Source organism: Rhizobium sp. CSW-27 (assembly GCF_018760785.1).
Taxonomy (GTDB): Bacteria; Pseudomonadota; Alphaproteobacteria; order Rhizobiales; family Rhizobiaceae; genus Neorhizobium.
In genome coordinates, this window is sequence record NZ_JAHHZO010000007.1 from 124,081 (window position 1) to 139,891 (window position 15,811).

Here is a 15,811-nt window from a genome sequence, read left to right on the forward strand (position 1 = left end):
CTGCCACCTTATGCCATGATGCTGTCTTGTGCGGCGGCCAGTGCCGCCATGTCCGGTGCCTCCCAGCCATTGCCCGGCATCGCCGCCAGCAAGTGTCTGGTATAATCGCGCTGCGGGTTGCCGAAGACGGCATCGACGCTGCCATATTCCACCGCTTCGCCCTTTTGCATGACGAGAATATGATCGGAAATCTCCGCCGCGACCCGCAGGTCATGCGTGATGAAGATCATCGTCAGGCCGACACTGCGCTTGATGTCATCGAGCAGTTTCAGCACGTCCTTCTGCACCGAGACATCGAGCGCCGACACGGCCTCGTCGGCAATGAGGATCTTTGGCTCCACCATCAGCGCGCGGGCAATCGAGATCCGCTGCCGCTGCCCGCCGGAGAACTGCGAGGGATAACGATCGAGCGCATCCTCCTCCAGCCGCACGATCTTCAGCAGTTCGCGTGCCTTCTTCAGCGCCTCGGCTTTCGAGACGCCGAAATTCAGCGGCCCCTCGATCAACAGGTCGCCGATCCGACGGCGCGGATTGAGCGAACCGTAAGGGTCCTGAAACACGATCTGGATGTGCTTGCGGAAGGCCCGTCGGCTTTCTGCCGTATCGGTCTTCAGCCGTTCATTGCCGATCCAGACGCTGCCTTCATCCGGCTCCACCAGCCCCATGAGGCAGCGCACCAGCGTCGATTTTCCCGATCCGGATTCGCCGACAATGCCGAGCGTCTGGCCCTCCAGAATGGTGAAATCGATGGGGCGGACGGCGTGCACGGTGCGGGCCGGCTTGAACAGGGTGCGCGGGCTCTTGAAGGTCTTCTCGATGCCTGCCACCCGAAGGCCGACGGGCCTGTCTTCTGGGGGCGCGCCCTTGGTGACGTGGCGGCGTGGTACGGCATCGATCAGCTTGCGGGTATAGGCGTGACGCGGATTGTTCAGCACGTCGGCGGCACTTCCCTGCTCGACGACCACGCCCTTCTGCATCACCAGAACGCGGTCGGCAATTTCCGCCACCACGTCGAAATCGTGGGTGACGAACAGGATGCCGGCATTGCGGCTTTCCTTCAGTTCCTTGAACATGTCGAGGATCTGCGCCTGGGTGGTGACGTCGAGCGCGGTGGTCGGCTCATCGGCAATCAGCAGGCGGGGCTCCATCGCAAGCGCCATGGCAATGACGATGCGCTGCCTTTGGCCGCCGGATAGCTGGTGCGGATAGGCGTGATACAGCCGCTCCGGCTCCGGCAGCCGCACTTCGGCCAGCAGCGCCAGCGTCATCTGCCGCCGTTCCGCGCGCGTCAGGCTGGTATGGGCGCTGAAGACTTCCTCGATCTGGTCGCCCACCGTGTAGCACGGGTTGAGCGCACTCATCGGCTCCTGAAAGATCATGCCCATCCGCTTGCCACGCAGTGCCGCATGCTCCTTCGCAGAGATCGACAGGACGTCGCGCCCGTCGAACCAGATTTCCCCTGCGGAGGGCTTCAGCACCTTGGGCAGAAGTCCCATGGCGGCGAAGGAGGTGATGGACTTGCCGGATCCCGATTCACCGACAATGCACAGGATCTCCTTCTCGCGGATATCCAGCGAAAGATTGCTGACGGCGTGCGGGCGATCGCCACCCTTCGGCAGGTCGATGGTGAGGTTGCGGATGGACAGTACCGATCTTGGATCATGCTCGGTCATCAGTTGCGTCCCTCCGGAGCCGTGATGTCGCGAATGCCGTCGCCCAGAACATTGATGGCCAAAAGCAGAATGAAAAGCGCAATGCCGGGAATGGTGATGAGCCAGCTTTCGAACAGCAGCATTTCCTTGCCTTCCGAAATCATCAGCCCCCAGGAGGGCGTCGGCGGCTGCACGCCAAGCCCCAGGAAGGAGAGCGCTGCTTCCAGAATGATGGCATGCGCCATTTCCAGCGTGATGATGACGATCAGAGCATTCATCACATTGGGCAGCACATCCTTCCAGAGAATGCGCGGCAGGCTGGCGCCCAGCACTTCGGCGGCGGCGATATAATCCATCTGGCGCACCTGCATGGTGGCGCTGCGCATCACCACGGCAAACCGGTCCCAGAGCAGGAAGCCGAGCACCAGCACGACGACGGTCAGCGAACCGCCGAACAGGGCAACCACCGCCAGCGCCACCAGCGTGGCCGGCAGCGCCAGGCGCACCGAAACGATGAACATCACCACCGCATCCACCTTGCCGCCGAAATAGCCGCCGAGAATGCCGAGCGTGGTGCCGATGACAGCCGAGATCATGGCGGCCACTAAACCGATCATCAGCGAAACGCGGGCGCCGTAGAGCATCCGCGACAGGTAATCGCGGCCAAGCGCGTCGGTACCGAGAATGTGCTTCCAGTCACCGCCCAGGAAGACGGGCCGCGCCATGCGGGCCAGCAGATCCTGCTTGTAGGGATCATGCGGGGCAAGAAAGGGCGCGAAGACGGCAACCAGCGTGATGAAGCCGACGACGACGAGGCCGAGCATGAAACCGCGATGGCGCAGCGCCTTTCGTGCGAGAAGACGGGCCGGCGAGGGAGGGGCAGTGATCGCTGCTGCCTCTGTCATGGGAATATCGCTCATGTCAGCCACTCCTCAGGCGCGGGTCCAGCCAGGCATTCAGGATATCGGCCAGAAGGGTGAAACCGATGTAGAACATCGAGAAGATCAGGATCAGCGCCTGCATGGTCGGCAGGTCGTTGCGCGAGATGGATTCCCAGGCGAGGAAGCCCGCGCCATGCAGGGCAAAGATGGTCTCCACCACCACCGAGCCGCCGAACATGAAGCCGAGCTGCACGGCGGCAAGGCTGACCACGGGAATGATGGCGTTGCGCAGGGCATGCTTGAAGAGGATGGAGCGCCAGTTCAGACCCTTGGCGCGGGCGGTGCGAATGTAATCGGCAGACAGCACCTCCAGCATGCCGGCGCGCGTGAGGCGCATGATGGCCGGCGTGGCATAATAACCGAGCACGATCATCGGCAGAATGTAGCCGGTCCAGTGCCGCGTGCCCGATGCCGGAACCAGGCCCAAGTTCACCGAAAAGATGACGATGAGGATGAGACCAAACCAGAAGCTGGGAATGGCCTGGCCGACGACGGCAATGCCGAGTGCCAGCCGATCCAGCCAGCTGTTGGGAAAGGCAGCCGCCAGAACGCCCATCGGGATGGCCAGCACCAGGGCAAACCCCATGCCGAGCACCCCGATCGTTATCGTGACGGGCAGGCGCTCCGCCACCATGTCGGAGACCGGCATCTTGAAATAGTAGCTCATGCCGAAATCGCCGGAGAGCGCCCGCATCAGCCACTCGATATATTGTGCGAGCAGCGGCCGGTCGAAGCCGTATTGCTGGCGGATGGCGGCAATGACGTCGGCCGTGGCGCCTTCGCCGGCAATCGAGACGGCCGGATCGCCGGCCATGTACAGCAGGATGAAGCTGATGAAGGACACCGTGAGCGCCACCAGCAGGGCCAGTCCCAGCTTCATCGATATGAATTTCAGCATCCGTCACCTCATGCGACCGGCCCTTTGGGGCGGCAGGTTTGCCTGTGCAGGAGGCTGCCCGACATCGGGAACTGCCGGGCAGCGGCAGACTGGGCCTATTTCCAGCTGATATCGTAGAAGCGGATGAGTTCGTCCGGCGTCGGGGTGAAGCTGACATCCGCGCCCATGACGTAATTGCTCGAATAGATCCACAAGGGCACCCAGTAGGCCTTGTCCGCAATGGTCGTCAGGGCCTTGCCATAGGCTGCCTTGCGTGCATCCAGCGCCACGGAACTGTCGCCCTTTTCCAGAAGTGCGGCCACTTCGGGGTCACGCGCATCGTCCTCGCCGCCCATGCGGAAGAAGGCGCTGGTGATGGCCGAAACATCCGCGATGGAATTGGAGCCCCAGGTCATGAAGGAGATCGGCGTGCCTTCCTTGATGCGCTTTTCGCGCAGGGCGGCATATTGCATGTAGTTCAGCTTGGCGGTGATGCCGACTTCGGCCAGCATGCCGATCATGGCTTCGGCGAGCGGCCGGTCGCGATAGGCATAGAAGTCGATGGAAAAGCCCTGCGGATAGCCGGCTTCCGCCAAGAGCGCCTTGGCCTTTTTCGGATCATAGGCATAGGTGGTGACCGCCTGCTCGCAGCCGAACTGTACCGGCGAGCAGGCGCTGTTGATGACCGCCGAGGTGCCCTTCATCAGCGCATCGACGATGCCCTGCCGGTTGATGGCGTGGTTGACGGCCTGACGGACCCTGAGATCCGTCATAGGGTTCTTGGCGCCGGTGCGGCCGGCCGCGTCGAGGCTCAGATAGCCGACGCGCATGGTCGGCGCATTGATGACCTGGAACTTGCCCATCTTCGCCATCTTGTCCGCCTGGTCGGCCGGCACGCCCCAGACGAGGTCGATATCGCCGTTGAACAGTTCCGCCATCTGGGTGTTTGCGTCCGGCACGGTGCGAATGTCGACGGTGCCGATCGAAGCCTTCGGCTTTGCTGCGGCGAAATAGGCATCGTTTCGCTTCAGCACGAAATGCTTGCCGGGCTCGACGCTTTCCATGCGATAGGGGCCGGTGCCGATCGGTTTCAGTGCCACGCCCTGCTGGCCCACCTTGGCGTAATATTCGTTGGGCTGGATGATGATCGGGCCGGCGAGATATTCAAGCGCTGCCGGGAAGGGCCCGTTGGTGTGGATGCGAACCTTGAAGGCGTCGACCTTCTCGGCCGACTTGATCCAGCTCGTGTTGGCCTGGGACTTGTTGCCGTTCTTCGGATCGATCACATAGTTCAGCGTGAACACCACATCGTCGGCGTCGAACGGCTCGCCATTGTGGAACGTCACCCCCTGGCGCAGCGTCAGTTCCAGCGTCGTATCGTCGATCCAGGTCCAGCCTGTGGCGAGATTGCCGACATAGTTGCCGGTCTTCGGGTCGCGGTAAAGCAGCGCGTCCCAGACGGCGGCACCGAGCAGGATGCCCTCGCGCGCCGTGTTGTAATAGGGATCCACATGCTCCAGTTCCTTGGAAAAAGCGATGTTCAGCGTATCATCGGCTTTTCCTGCGAGAGCGGTCGACGAGAATAGGCAAACGGGCAGCAGCACCGCTGCCGCGGCATTGATCAGTCTCATATCGTTCCCCTTTGCACGTTCGATGTGCATTTTTATGAACTGCTGTCACTATAGACACGTCATCAAAATTGTACACAATTTTTTCCGTTTGAACGCAAAATGGCTTCACGCTAATAAAATGTCCGAGGACCGGGCGAGCGCCCGGTATCCCGTGGGGAAACATCGTGTCGCGACCGAAAACAGCCACTGCCGACCTGATCTATGAACGTCTTGAAGGCCTGGTGGCGGAGGGGCGCTTTGCCGATGGCGAGCGGCTGGACGAGGTGCGGCTGGCCGCAGAATTCGGCGTGTCGCGCACGCCGCTCAGGGAAGCCCTGCGCCTGCTGGCCAATGCCGGCCTTGCCGAATTCATTCCGAACCGCGGCACCTTCGTGCGCCAGCCCGATTTCACGCGGCTGGTCGAGATGTTCGAGGTGATGGCGGAACTGGAAGCGTGGTGCGCCAGGCTTGCGGCGCACAGGATCACGTCGGCGGAACTGCTTTTGCTGCGCCAGGCCGCCAGCCTGTGCGAAAGAGCGCTGGGGCAGAAGGACTATCATCGCTACTACGACGAAAATGCCGCGTTCCACGGCATCATCTATGATGCGGCCGGCAATGGGTTTCTGGCGGAAGAGACCCGAAGCATGCAGAGACGGCTTCGCCCGTTCCGGCAGGCGCAACTGTTCGCCGTCGACCGGCTCGATCGCTCGATGGAGGAGCACAGGCAGATCCTGGCCGCACTGGAGGCACGGGATGCGCCGAAGGCCGAGGATCTGGCGCGTGCCCATCTGCGCATCCAGAGCGTGGTCTACCAGCAGCTGCGCGGCTGATTCAGAGCCCCGGATGCAGAACGGGGCAGGGGGGCGGATGATCCGCCCCCTCGCTTCATGCGCCGCTCAGGCCCTGGCGAATGCCAGCAGATCGGCGTTGATCAGGTCCGGATGCGTCGCAAAGGGGGCGTGCGAGAGGCCCGGATAGGTCTTCAGCGTGCCGTTCTTCAACAGCTTGATCGCCTTGTGGGCGGAATTCTCGATCGGAACGATCTGGTCGTCTTCGCCATGCATCAGCAGGACCGGGATCGAAAGCGCCTTCAGATCCTCGGTGAAGTCGGTTTCCGAGAAGGCCTTGATGCAGTCATACTGCGCCTTGGCTCCGCCCATCATGCCCTGCCGCCACCAGTTCTGGATCTGGCCCTGGCTGACCTTGGCGCCGGCGCGATTGAAGCCGAAGAACGGACCGGACGGGATATCCAGGAAGAACTGCGCCCGGTTGGCGATCAGCGCGGCCCGGAAGCCGTCGAACACTTCCAGCGGAATGCCGTCCGGATTGCTGGCGGTTCTGGCCATGACGGGCGGTACGGCGCCGATCAGCACCGCCTTGGCAATGCGCCCCTTTTCGGCGCGTGCCGCGTAGCGGGCAACCTCGCCGCCACCGGTGGAATGGCCGACATGGATCGCGTTCTTCAGGTCGAGGGCACGCGCCAGTTCGATCACGTCACGGGCATAGGTGTCCATGTCGTTGCCGGTCTCGGTCTGGTCGGAGCGCCCGTGTCCGCGGCGGTCATGGGCGATGACGCGGTAGCCCTGTTCGAGGAAGTAGAGCATCTGGTTGTCCCAGTCGTCGCTGGAAAGCGGCCAGCCATGGTGGAACACGATGGGCTGGGCGTCGCGCGGGCCAAAGTCCTTGTAGAAGATGTTGGTGCCGTCCTGGGTCTTGATGGTTGCCATGATGAGGTCTCCTTGAGGTTGAGCCGAAAGTGTGCGTTGCATGATGAGAAGGGCAGCCGTAGAGGCTCCGGTTGCCAGCAGTGTGCGTCTGGTCAGGCTTGGGTTCATCGCGCTGTCTCCCTGTTCGATGTTGACAAGATAGGCTGTGGGGGCGATGACCGGGCGCGGCGAAAAAGACAATAATCGAGGCAAAAAGGACAATGGCGAAAACGGTGTCCCTGGTGGCCGATATCGGCCTGCTGATCTATCCGGGATGTCAGCTGGCAGCGATCCATGGGCTGACCGATCTTTTCCGGATCGCCGCCGACTGGGCGGGGGAGGACAGGCGCGCCATCCGCGTCTCGCACTGGCAGGCGAACGACGATCACGTCGCCTGCATCTGGGACAGTCATCCGGGTCAGGATCACAGGCTCACGCATGTCATTGCGCCGCCAAGCATCATCATGCCGGAGCACATGCGCCCGGCGCCTCGGGCTGCCTCCTGGCTGCTGGACCAGCATTCCGCCGGCGCCACGCTGTGCTCCGTCTGTGCCGGCGCTTTCGTCCTGGCGGAAACCGGCCTGATGAACGGTCGCCGCGCCACGACCCACTGGGCCTTTGCACAGCAGCTTGCCGCGCGTTTTCCGAAGGTGCATCTGGCCGACGAGCACATGGTCGTGGACGAGGGCGACATCATGACCGCAGGCGGCATCCTGGCCTGGGCGGATCTCGGTCTCACCCTGGTCGAGCGCCTGCTGGGGCCCGCGACGATGCTGGCCACCGCCCGCTTCCTTCTCATCGAGCCGCCCCGCAACAGCCAGCGTCCCTTCGCGCAGTTTCTGCCGCGTTTCGACCACGGTGACGATGCGATCCGGCAGAGTCAGCACCATATCCACGCGCATGCCGCCACGATGCAGGGGGTGGCGGACCTCGCCGCCGCCGCTGGAATGACCGGCCGCACCTTCCTGCGCCGTTTCACCGCCGCAACCGGCATCACCCCCGTCGAATATCTGCAGCAGGTGCGCATCGCCAAGGCCCGCGAGGCACTGGAGAGAACCATGGTCCCCGTCGACCGGATCGCCTGGGACGTGGGCTATTCGGACCCGGCAGCCTTCCGCAAGATCTTCCAGAAGCTGACGGGCCTTCCGCCGGCTGCCTATCGCCAGCAGTTCGGCATCGCAGCCAGATAGAGGTCTGCCGCCGCCGGCGGATCGGAATGCGGGTGAGATGGATGCCGGATTAGGCGGTAGACGGTGCCTGCGGTGATCCGCATGCACGTCATCGGGGAGGGGGTGGTCTTTCACCTGGTTCTGCCCCGGCCCGCTTGAAATAGATCCTTTTACGGATCATTTATTGCTGTGAGATCCATTTTCGTATCACTCGCTTGACCAACCATCACAGAGAAAGATACACAGGCGTATCATTCTCCGAGAAATGATAGGTTTATGGATCAAGATGAAGCCTGAATCAGAAGCCTTGCAACAGATCGGCCAACTGCTGAAGGCGGCGCGCAAGGGGCAGGGTTTGACCCAGGAGCAGGTGGCCGACATGGCGGGCCTGTCGCGCCCGCGTTATCGCGAGATCGAAGCGGGCGGCACGGCAGCGCGAACCTCCACCCTCATCAACATCGCGCGCGCGCTGGGTCTCGAACTGATGCTCGTGCCGCAAGCCATGGTTCCTGCGGTCGATGCATTGCTGCGGCCGCATGATGACGATGAGGATCTGCCGGCCTTCGTGTCCCATCCCGAAGGGGATGCCGATGCGTGATGTCTTTGCCGATCCGCGATCCGTCTCGTCGCTCGAGGTGCTGCTGAACGATCGCAAGATCGGCACGATTGTCAGGACACCCGGCGATTTCAACGCGTTCAGCTTTGAGGACAGCTACCGCGCCACCGGGGGCTTTCCCGTGCTCAGCCTGTCCTTTCGCGCGGCGACCGGCGGATTGCGCAAGGACCCCAGGCCTGTCGCCCGGGCGCTGCCGGCCTTTTTCGCCAATCTTCTTCCGGAGGACAAGCTGCGCGAGGCGATGGAGAAGCACCATGCCGGCACTGTCCGGCCCGGCAATGATTTCGATCTGTTGGCAGCACTCGGATCGGATCTGCCCGGCGCGGTGCGGGTGATCCCGGCCGGAGCGACTATCGCGCGGCAGGACACGCCGCCGCCGGTGAGGCCGAAGGCCCGCTTTTCGCTTGCGGGCGTGCAGATGAAGCTTTCCGTCATCAAGAACATCGGCAAGGGAGGCGGCCTGACCATTCCGCTGGGCGACGAGCAGGGGGCCTATATCGCCAAGTTTCCCTCGACATCGTTTCCCGGTGTTTCGGAGAATGAATATGCCAACCTCGCCCTGGCCGAAGCGATTGGCATGGAGGTGCCGGAGCGCGAACTGGTCGAGCAGTCGCAATTCGAGGGCATTCCCGAGGAGTTCCGCACGCTGTCGGACGGCAAGGTCCTGCTGGTCCGGCGCTTCGATCGCGGGCCAGGCGGCGCGCGGGTCCATATCGAGGACTTTGCCCAGGTGTTCGGCATCTATCCCGCGCGCAAATATGAAGGCGCGGCCTATCATGATATCGCCGCGGCCCTGGGAATGGCCGTTTCCGCCTCCGCCGCGCTCGAATTTGTCCGCCGGCTGGCCCTTGCGGCCATCACCGGCAATGGCGACATGCATCTGAAGAACTGGTCGCTGATCTATCCGGGCGCCGGCGACAGGCCGGCCCTTGCCCCGGTCTACGACGTGCTTTCGACGGTTCCCTATATTCCGGCCGACAGCATGGCGCTGTCGCTTGCGGGCGAGCGCGCCTTCAAGGCACTGAACGCGCAGCGATGGAGAAGCTTTGCCAACCGCGCGCGCCTGCCGGAGCCCGCTGTCCTGAAGGCGGTTGCCGAGACGGTCGAGCGCGTCGACGAGCTTTGGTGGAGCCTTCCCGAGCGTGCCTTCATTCCTGAAAGGGTGCTGGAGCGGATCGATGCGCATGTGCGGCAGATGATGCCGGTGCTTCGCGCCTGAAGGCGTTGCCTTGTGGTGGGGCGATCGAGTGTCCGGAGGATTCCGTCCCCGGATCAAAGCGCCGGCGAACCTCGGCAATGCCAAGATTCGCCGGCAGCCTTCGGGCCTCAGTTCTTCACGGTGTCTTCCAGGAAGAAGCGACCGAGCGGGTTCTGGTAGAAATTGGTGACATTCTTGCGCATCACATTGATGTAGGGGCTGTAGAACAGGTCGATCCAGTTGACGTCGGCCTTGGCCATCTTCTGCAGGTCGACATACATCGCCTCGCGCTTGACGGGGTCCGTCTCCAGACGGGCGGCAGCCACCAGTTCCTTGACCTTCTCATTCTTGTAGCGGGTCAGATAGTTCAAGTTGGAGTCGTCACCCAGCACGAAGGTCGTCTTCTGGTCCGGGTCGAGAATGTCATTCGTCCAGTAGGCCACGGAGATGTCGTAGTCGCCAGCAACAAGCATGTCCCAGCTCTGGCTCGGATCGACCTTCTGGAGGTTTGCGGTGACACCCGCCTTGGCAAGCTGCTGCTGGATCAGCACGGCGATCTGCTCGTCGGTTTCCTTGCCGGCATTGACGATGTAATTCAGCGTCAGCCCTTCGGCGCCAGCCGCCTTCAGCATCTGTTTCGCCTTTTCCGGATCGTAGGGGCGCTGCAGGTTGTCGGCATAGTGGTAGAGAGCGCCCTTTGGAATGTAGGAATTGGCGACTTCACCGAGACCGAAGGTGGCAGCCTCCACAATCGCCTTCTTGTCGATGGCAAGATCGAGCGCTTCGCGCACCTCCTTCTTGGCAAGCGCGCCGTGCTCATGGTTGATCAGCAAGTGGTCCTCGCGCGTCGAGGGATCCATCCGCACCGTCAGGTCCGGGTTGTTCTTCATTTCGGCAACGCGGGAGAAGGGCACCGTGATCGCCACGTCGATCTGGCCGGTCTGGACGTTGAGCATGCGCGTGTTGTCGTCCGGGATCACGATCCATTCCACGCCGTCGAGGCTGACATGGCCGGCATCCCAGTAGGTCGGGTTCTTCTTGAGGATGATGCGATCGCCACGTCGCCATTCGGCGACCGTGAAGGCGCCGGAGCCGACAGGCTTTTCGGCAAAGGCATCGGGATCGGCCTCGACCGCCTTCTTCGGCAGCACCGAGGCATTCGGCAGCGCCATCATGGAGATGAAGGGCACCGACTTGCTCTTCAGCTTGACGACGAGCGTCCTGTCATCGGCGGCGGTCGCGGTGTCGATGATCTTGAAACTGTCGGACCAGAGCGAGCCCTTGTCATCGCGGATGCGGGTGAGCGAGAAGGCGGCATCGCCAGCCGTCACCGGGCTGCCGTCAGAGAATTTCGCATCGCGCAGCTTGAACGTGTAGGTCAGCCCGTCATCGGAAACCGTCCAGCTTTCGGCAAGGCCCGGCACCAGCTTGGTACCCGTGGCATCGACGCGCACCAGCACGTCGAAGACGTTGGAGAAGACCCAGTTGTCGACATTCTGCGCCGACTTGATCGGATCGAAAGTGGTGGAATCCTCGTTGCGGCCGATGGTCAGCACGCCCGCAGCATCCGCATAGGAGGCCGAAAGAGACAGGACGGCGGCAAAGGCGACGGTTATGGCTTTTGTCATCTTGAACTTCATGTGAGCGATCCTCTGGTGGTTATTATGGGGTGGAACGTCCTGAAAGCGGCCGGTCGGGGTCGATATCGGGAATGGCGTCGATAAGGGCGGCGGTATAGGCCTCGCGCGGATGGGCGAAGACATCGTCGGACAGGCCTTCCTCGACGATGCGGCCGTGATGCATGACGATGACGCGACGGCAGAGCGAGCGCACCACCGGCAGGTCATGGGCGATGAACACCAGCGTCAGGTCCATGGTCGCGACCAGCTTGCGGAAGAGCGCAACGATCTGCGCCTGGATGGTGACATCGAGGGCGGCAATACATTCGTCGGCGACGATGACGCGCGGATCGATGGCGAGCGCCCGGGCAATGCCGGCGCGCTGGCACTGGCCGCCGCTCATCGTGCGCGGCTTGCGGCTGGCAAAGCTGCGGTCAAGCTCCACGAGATCGAGAAGCTCGTTTACCCGCTCCGGTATCCGTTCCGCCGGGATCTTCTTCTGGACGCGCAGCACCTCGGCAAGCGTCTCGCCGATCGTCATGCGCGGGTTCAGCGAATTGTAAGGGTCCTGAAACACCATGGCCGCCTTGCTTCGCAGCGCCTTCAGCGCCTGCGCGCGCTGCAGGCGAAGGCTTGTGCCGTCAAAGCTCACATGGCCTGATGTGGCCGGTGTCAGGCCGAGCATGGCGCGGGCAAGCGTCGACTTGCCCGATCCGCTTTCACCGACGATGCCGACCGTCTCGCCTGGCCAGATCTGCAGCGACACGCCGTCCACCGCGCTAAAGCTGCGGCGCCTGGACAAAAGGCCGCCGCCGGCCGGAAAGCGCACGGACAGGTCATCGATCTCGATCAGCGGCGTGCCGGCCACCTGCCGCGCTTCACCGGAATACGCAATCGCAATGCCGGCCTCCGGTTCTGCCGGCATGGAGGGGTGGCTCGCAATCAGCGTGCGTGTGTAGTCGGCCTGCGGCGCCTTCAGGATCTGCCGTTTGGCACCGGTCTCGACAATGCGGCCGTGGCGCATCACGGCAATACGGTCGCAGGTCTGGGCGACGACGCCGAGATCATGCGTGACGAGAATGATGGAAAGGCCGCGTCTGCCCCTGAGATCCAGCAGAAGATGCAGGATCTGCGCCTGAATTGTGACATCGAGTGCCGTCGTCGGTTCGTCGGCGATCAGGATTTCCGGATTGCAGGCGAGTGCGATGGCGATCATGGCGCGCTGGCGCATGCCGCCGGAAAATTCATGCGCGTGGCTTGCAAACTGGCGCGGCGGATCGGTGAAACCGACCTGATCCATGATGTCGAGCGCAAGCGATTTCGCCGCCTCGCGGGAAAGCCCCTGGTGGAAGCGGATGCCTTCGACGATCTGGTCGCCGATCCGCATCACCGGGTCGAGGTGGCTGGTGGGATTCTGGAAGATCATGCCGATGCGCGCGCCACGGATCGCCTGCAGCGCCTTCTCGTCGGCTCCGGCGATCTCCTGGCCATCGAGCAGGATCGATCCGCCGGTGCGGCGAAGAGTGCTGGACGGCATCAGCCCGACCAGCGTGCGGCAGAGCAGGCTCTTGCCCGAACCGCTTTCGCCGACAAGGCCCAGCACCTCGCCGCGGCCGATTTCGATGGACACGCGGTCGAGCAGCGTGCGCGCCCCCTCCGGGGCGTCGACGGTGACCGAGAGATCGCGCACGGCAAGAAGCGGGGTATCCGACAGCATGGTGGTCGTCATCCGTTCACTCCCAGCCGCTCGGCAAGACCATCGCCGATGAGCGAAAAGCCGAAGGCGAGCATGACGATCGACAGACCCGGAAACAGCGTGATCCACCAGGCCTGCGTGACAAAACTCTGGCCTTCCGCCACCATCACCCCCCATTCGGCGGTCGGCGGTTGCACGCCGAGGCCGAGATAGCTGATCGCGGCCCCCGACAGGAGTACCAGCACCACATCTGACATGGAAAAGACGATCGAGCCCGCCACCGCATTGGGCAGAAGATGGCGAAAGAGGATACGCGCCCTGGAAAAGCCGAGGCTCTCGGCGGCCATCGCATAGTCACTGTTCTTCAGGACAAGGATCTGCGCCCGGATCAGCCGCGCATAGGATACCCAGCCGACCAGCGCCATGGCGATGTAGAAGCTGGAGAGCCCCGTGCCGAGGATGGCAATGATCGACAGCATCAGAACCAGGAAGGGAAAGGCGAGGATCACATCGATCAGCCGCATCAGCACGGCATCGACGATGCCGCCAAGGAAGCCGGCTATGGCGCCGACCACGGTGCCGATCGCAAAGGGAAAGGCGACGCCGATCAGCGCCATCTGCAGGTCGATGCGGGTCGAATGGATGACGCGGGAGAGAATGTCGCGGCCGAAATTGTCGGTGCCGAAGGGATGCAGGAGGCTCGGGCTTTTCAGCCGCGCCGCCGCATCCTGGAAGATCGGATCATAGGGCGCGACGAGCGGCGCAAACACGGCCATCAGCACGAAGACCGCGAGAATGGCAAGCCCGGCGGCAAGCGTCGTGTTGCGTCTGGTGATCATCGCGCCGCTCACAGCTTCACCCGCGGGTCTGCTGCGACAGTGGCAATGTCGGCCAGGAAATTGACGAGGACGGTGGCGCAGGCAAACACCATCGCCACGCCCTGCACCACCATGTAATCGCGCGAGAAGATGGCCCGCACAAGCAATTGGCCCATGCCGGGCAGGGCAAAGACGCTTTCCACCACCACCGTTCCGCCGATCAGCCAGCCGATGTTGACGGCAAGGAGATTGATCGTCGGCACGATGGCGTTCGGCACGACATGACGCCAGAAGACTATGCTTTCCGGCATGCCGCGGGCGCGGGCAGCTGTCGCCACATCCGATTTCAGCCACTCGATCATCGCCGCGCGCAGCGACCGCAACAGGACGGTGGACAGCGAAAGCGCGATGGTCAGCGATGGCAGGATGAGATGGATGAGCTTGTCGGAGAACGTATTTCCGTAGCCGGACACCGGCAGCAGCGGCAGGCTGATGGAAAACAGCAGGATCAGCATCAGTGCCAGCCAGAAGGAGGGAAAGCCGATGCCAAAGGTCGAGACAAGACGCACGGCATGATCGATGACGCGGCCCTCGTTGCGCGCGGCAATCGCCGCCAGCGGAACGGCAATCGCAACGGAGAGCAGAACCGAGGAAAAGACAAGCGCCAGCGTCGGCTCGATACGGGTCGAGATCAATTGCAGCACGTCGATCCTGAAGGTGATCGACCGGCCCATTTCGCCATGCAGCAGATTCTGTACGAAATAGAAATATTGCTGCCAGATCGGCTGGTCGAGACCGAACTGGGCGCGGATATTGGCAATCGCCTCCGGCGTTGCCTTGGTGCCGAGCAGCACGCGGGCCGGATCGCCGGGGATCAGGCGCACGAGCACGAAGGTGATGATGCTGACACCGAGGATGACAGGCAGAAACTGCAGCGGCCTTGTGAGAATGAAGCGATAGCGGTGCAGCATCAGCGCGACACATCCTTCAGGAAGGAGAGGAGCGGCGGGTAATAGCCCTCAGGGTTCTCGTAGAAGGGCATGTGGCTGGCATTGCGCACCACATTGATCCGCGCGCCGTCGGGCAGGGCGTTCTTCATGCGCAGCGCACAGGCCGGTGTCAGTTCGTCATGCTCGCCGACCACGATCAGGACCGGTGCCTTGATCTTCGGCAGGTCCGGAATGCGGTTCCAGTCCTTCAGATTGCCGGTGTAGAGGAATTCGTTCGGCCCTTGCATGGTCATGTAAGGCGCCATGTTCCAATCGCCGAGCGAGCGGCGGACCGGCGCCGGCCATTCCGGCAGCCGGCAGACATGGCGGTAGTTCAAGAGCGTGATGGCCGCCAGATATTCGGGGTGATCATAGGTTCCGGCCGCCTCATGCGCCTGCATCATCGCCACCGTCTCGGGGCCAAGTGCTGCCCGCAGGCGCTCCAGTTCGCCGACGAGATGCGGCATGTCAGCGACGGTATCGGCAAGGATGAGGCTCTTGACCGCATCCGGATGCGCCAGCGCGTAATCGATGGCAAGCCAGCCGCCCCAGGAATGGCCGAGCAGATGCACCGGGCCGAGCCCCAGCGCCTGGCGCACCGCTTCCGTCTCGGTCACATAGCGCTCGATCGTCCAGAGGCTTGCATCGTCCGGTCGTTCGGAGGCGCCGGTGCCAAGCTGGTCGAAGGCGACCACCCGGAAACCCTGCTCCGCCAGACAGGAATGTGCCTCGCGCAGGTAATCGCAAGGCAGACCCGGTCCGCCATTCAGGCAGAGCAGAGTTTCCGGTCCGGCGCCGAAGACATAGGCCATGACGCGGAACCCCTGGATCGTCAGCTCATGCCTCTCGTCCGGTTCGATCTCGCGCCACATTGTTCGCCTGCTCCTGCACAACATTTATGCAGGCTTATTTCTAAAGCA

The 15,811-nt window shown here is 62.8% G+C and carries 14 protein-coding genes; 4 read left to right on the top strand and 10 right to left on the bottom strand.

The window, feature by feature from the left end; all coding sequences use genetic code 11:
• Positions 1–8: 8 nt before the first annotated feature.
• The 4 genes from KLP42_RS15085 to KLP42_RS15100 all read right to left on the bottom strand — a co-directional run bounded on the left by KLP42_RS15085 (position 9) and on the right by KLP42_RS15100 (position 5,101).
• Positions 9–1,673: a dipeptide ABC transporter ATP-binding protein gene (locus KLP42_RS15085; protein WP_215567571.1), complete on the bottom strand. Its 1,665-nt coding sequence runs from the start codon at positions 1,671–1,673 to the stop codon at positions 9–11.
• Complete coding sequence (locus KLP42_RS15090; protein WP_215567572.1) at positions 1,673–2,572, bottom strand: ABC transporter permease; 900 nt, start codon at positions 2,570–2,572, stop codon at positions 1,673–1,675. The genes KLP42_RS15085 and KLP42_RS15090 overlap by 1 nt, the downstream gene beginning before the upstream one ends.
• A gap of 1 nt (position 2,573) precedes the next feature.
• Complete coding sequence (locus tag KLP42_RS15095) at positions 2,574–3,491, bottom strand: ABC transporter permease (RefSeq protein WP_215567573.1); 918 nt, start codon at positions 3,489–3,491, stop codon at positions 2,574–2,576.
• Between the two features lie 95 nt (positions 3,492–3,586).
• Positions 3,587–5,101, bottom strand: coding sequence for an ABC transporter substrate-binding protein (locus tag KLP42_RS15100; RefSeq protein ID WP_215567574.1), 1,515 nt, complete (start codon positions 5,099–5,101; stop codon positions 3,587–3,589).
• 164 nt (positions 5,102–5,265) lie between these two features.
• Here KLP42_RS15100 and KLP42_RS15105 point away from each other — a divergent pair, with 164 nt between their 5' ends.
• Positions 5,266–5,910, top strand: coding sequence for a GntR family transcriptional regulator (locus KLP42_RS15105; RefSeq protein WP_215567575.1), 645 nt, complete (start codon positions 5,266–5,268; stop codon positions 5,908–5,910).
• Positions 5,911–5,976: 66 nt separating this feature from the next.
• Here KLP42_RS15105 and KLP42_RS15110 read toward each other — a convergent pair whose 3' ends face one another.
• Positions 5,977–6,807 carry an alpha/beta fold hydrolase gene (locus KLP42_RS15110; RefSeq protein ID WP_252193017.1) on the bottom strand — a complete coding sequence of 277 codons (831 nt, stop codon included), beginning with the start codon at positions 6,805–6,807 and terminating at the stop codon, positions 5,977–5,979.
• A 200-nt stretch (positions 6,808–7,007) separates the two neighbouring features.
• Between KLP42_RS15110 and KLP42_RS15115 the strand changes: the two genes are divergently transcribed.
• The 3 genes from KLP42_RS15115 to KLP42_RS15125 all read left to right on the top strand — a co-directional run bounded on the left by KLP42_RS15115 (position 7,008) and on the right by KLP42_RS15125 (position 9,790).
• Entirely contained in the window at positions 7,008–7,976 is a 969-nt protein-coding gene (locus KLP42_RS15115; RefSeq protein WP_215567577.1) for a GlxA family transcriptional regulator, read from the top strand.
• A 265-nt stretch (positions 7,977–8,241) separates the two neighbouring features.
• Complete coding sequence (locus tag KLP42_RS15120; protein WP_215567578.1) at positions 8,242–8,553, top strand: helix-turn-helix domain-containing protein; 312 nt, start codon at positions 8,242–8,244, stop codon at positions 8,551–8,553.
• On the top strand, positions 8,546–9,790 hold the full coding sequence (locus KLP42_RS15125; protein WP_215567579.1) for a type II toxin-antitoxin system HipA family toxin: 1,245 nt from the start codon (positions 8,546–8,548) through the stop codon (positions 9,788–9,790). Before KLP42_RS15120 ends, KLP42_RS15125 begins: the two co-directional genes overlap by 8 nt.
• A gap of 107 nt (positions 9,791–9,897) precedes the next feature.
• Here KLP42_RS15125 and KLP42_RS15130 read toward each other — a convergent pair whose 3' ends face one another.
• Genes KLP42_RS15130 through KLP42_RS15150 form a run of 5 tightly spaced genes read right to left on the bottom strand, consistent with a single transcriptional unit; the run spans position 9,898 to position 15,763 of the window.
• Positions 9,898–11,409, bottom strand: coding sequence for an ABC transporter substrate-binding protein (locus tag KLP42_RS15130; protein WP_252193018.1), 1,512 nt, complete (start codon positions 11,407–11,409; stop codon positions 9,898–9,900).
• A gap of 22 nt (positions 11,410–11,431) precedes the next feature.
• The gene (locus KLP42_RS15135; RefSeq protein WP_252193019.1) at positions 11,432–13,117 is read right to left on the bottom strand and encodes a dipeptide ABC transporter ATP-binding protein; all 1,686 of its coding nucleotides are present in this window, start codon (positions 13,115–13,117) and stop codon (positions 11,432–11,434) included.
• On the bottom strand, positions 13,114–13,923 hold the full coding sequence (locus tag KLP42_RS15140) for an ABC transporter permease (RefSeq protein ID WP_215567580.1): 810 nt from the start codon (positions 13,921–13,923) through the stop codon (positions 13,114–13,116). Before KLP42_RS15140 ends, KLP42_RS15135 begins: the two co-directional genes overlap by 4 nt.
• A gap of 8 nt (positions 13,924–13,931) precedes the next feature.
• A complete protein-coding gene (locus tag KLP42_RS15145) occupies positions 13,932–14,870 on the bottom strand; it encodes an ABC transporter permease (RefSeq protein WP_215567860.1) in 939 nt (312 codons plus the stop codon).
• Positions 14,871–14,872: 2 nt separating this feature from the next.
• Positions 14,873–15,763: a proline iminopeptidase-family hydrolase gene (locus KLP42_RS15150; protein ID WP_215567581.1), complete on the bottom strand. Its 891-nt coding sequence runs from the start codon at positions 15,761–15,763 to the stop codon at positions 14,873–14,875.
• Positions 15,764–15,811: the final 48 nt, after the last annotated feature.